Origin of the sequence: Aneurinibacillus aneurinilyticus ATCC 12856, from assembly GCF_000466385.1 — a bacterium.
GTDB classification, from domain to species: domain Bacteria; phylum Bacillota; class Bacilli; order Aneurinibacillales; family Aneurinibacillaceae; genus Aneurinibacillus; species Aneurinibacillus aneurinilyticus.
In genome coordinates this window covers 3176-4830 of record NZ_KE952768.1, presented here as the reverse complement: position 1 = coordinate 4830, position 1655 = coordinate 3176, and the positions used below count along the sequence as shown (strand labels likewise).

The following is a 1655-nucleotide window of genomic DNA, read 5'->3' as shown; positions in this document are numbered from 1 at the left end:
TCCACCTTATGGATAATCAACAGGTGTGAAATAATATAATTAAGAAAATGGGGCTGTCCAGAAAGTCGGTTAGGCTGACTTTCCGGAGGCCTCTTTTTTATTCAAAAGACGATGTTTTAAAACAATGTTGAAATTATATAATTTTTAAGGGAAGCCATTTTGACTGCCCTTAATTCGCTTTTAAAGGAGATTATACATCAATCATTTTTTATTATCATTTAACGTATATATGTTTTTTCAGCCATTGTCTGAAATACTGCAACTGTTCCTCAGTATGGAAATAGTGTTCTCCATTCTCCATTACTTGCAAATTACAGTTAAAACGTTTAGCAAATTCAGATACAATGTCAAACTCACATAAGTTATCTTCTGAACCATAGAGAATTGAAGTTGGATTATTCCAAGCAACAATAGGATGTTCTTTCACATAACAGTAGTAATCCCAATAGAGAGTTTGTCCAATAGGTGTAGAAATTTCTTTCTCTATTTTTAGTCTACTCTCACTTACGTTAAACCATGTCATCATATTGTTTATGATACGTTCCATATTTACCACAGGCGAGAGAAACAAGCACTGCTTCAACGGCTCATGGCTATATTGTAATAGACTAAAATACGCTCCTATGCTACAAGCAAAAATGCTTATATTATTTGATAACGATTTTGCATAGGTCATAATTGTATTAAGGTCTTGAACACAGTTTTGAACTTTGCAAAGATAAGTATCATCCTTACGGTCACCATGTTGAGGTAAATCAAAACTAAGCACTTGATAACCTACTGCTGTTGCTTCTTCTGCAAATACAATAATCGAGTCATCTGCCTTGTTTGACATGTTACCATGCACCACCACAAATAACTTATCTGATTTGTCACCCCACAAAATCGCTGGGATATTTTCTATTTTAAAATTATTTTTTATCATTACAATTTATCCTCCATGAAATACTAATCTCTACAATTTTAGCGCTCTTTCTAATGGAATAACCTGCAATCATACATTTAGCGTAATTAAGCCATTTATCTAATGTTTTCTTGCTTTTGTAAGTGGCAAAGTTTGTGAAGTCGGTAAAAGTCTTCTTGCAGGATTTACAAATATATCGTTGCTTCCCTTTATACTTACCGTTTCTTGATACAGTTTCAGCACTACAATGTAGGCAGATTTTTCCCTTGGCAAATCTAAATTCCTTGACTTCTTGTGTTGCTTGGGGCTGTCTAAAAAGCCCCTTCCTATACACTTTACTTATTACGACCGGTCTCAAATATCCGGCCCAATACTCCTCTAGCCTGTGACTTGAATGCCCTAATCGGCTCTTGCGCTACCTGGAATTTCAAATCTCTATGTTTGTCTCCAAAAACTCAAGATACTTTGGGTCATAGCTATCGTAACGATATGAATATTCTCGTACGCATGTAGGGGCAAAGTGTGGATCAAATCCGAGCGTTTCACCTTCATCTCGCTTGTTGTAAGCAAGGATAGAATGAGCCTCCATACGGTAAATCTGTTGGTAAATCGGAACAGAATCGTACCTTGCATCCATGATGCCATAGCGAACGGATAAGGGTAGTGTTTGCAAACCTTTAAGCAAAGGAATAGCTGCTTTTCCATCATTTAAGCTACCCGATGACATGATGGATTGGAGAATATATTGACT

At 36.1% G+C, this 1655-nt stretch carries 1 protein-coding gene and 2 pseudogenes; all 3 read right to left on the bottom strand.

Features of this window, described 5'->3' with window-relative positions; translation table 11 throughout:
• Nucleotides 1-214: 214 nt before the first annotated feature.
• Entirely contained in the window at nt 215-925 is a 711-nt protein-coding gene (locus HMPREF0083_RS10060) for an alpha/beta hydrolase (RefSeq protein ID WP_021621191.1), read from the bottom strand.
• Nucleotides 926-935: 10 nt separating this feature from the next.
• Nucleotides 936-1208 (bottom strand): annotated as a pseudogene (locus tag HMPREF0083_RS10055) (transposase); the annotation flags it as partial.
• Nucleotides 1209-1364: 156 nt separating this feature from the next.
• Nucleotides 1365-1655: pseudogene (locus HMPREF0083_RS10050) on the bottom strand (transposase); the annotation flags it as partial.

What these genes read in the sequence shown, in the direction of transcription:
- HMPREF0083_RS10060 (WP_021621191.1), bottom strand. Translation starts at nt 925, where the DNA reads ATGATAAAAAATAATTTTAAAATAGAAAATATCCCAGCGATTTTGTGG.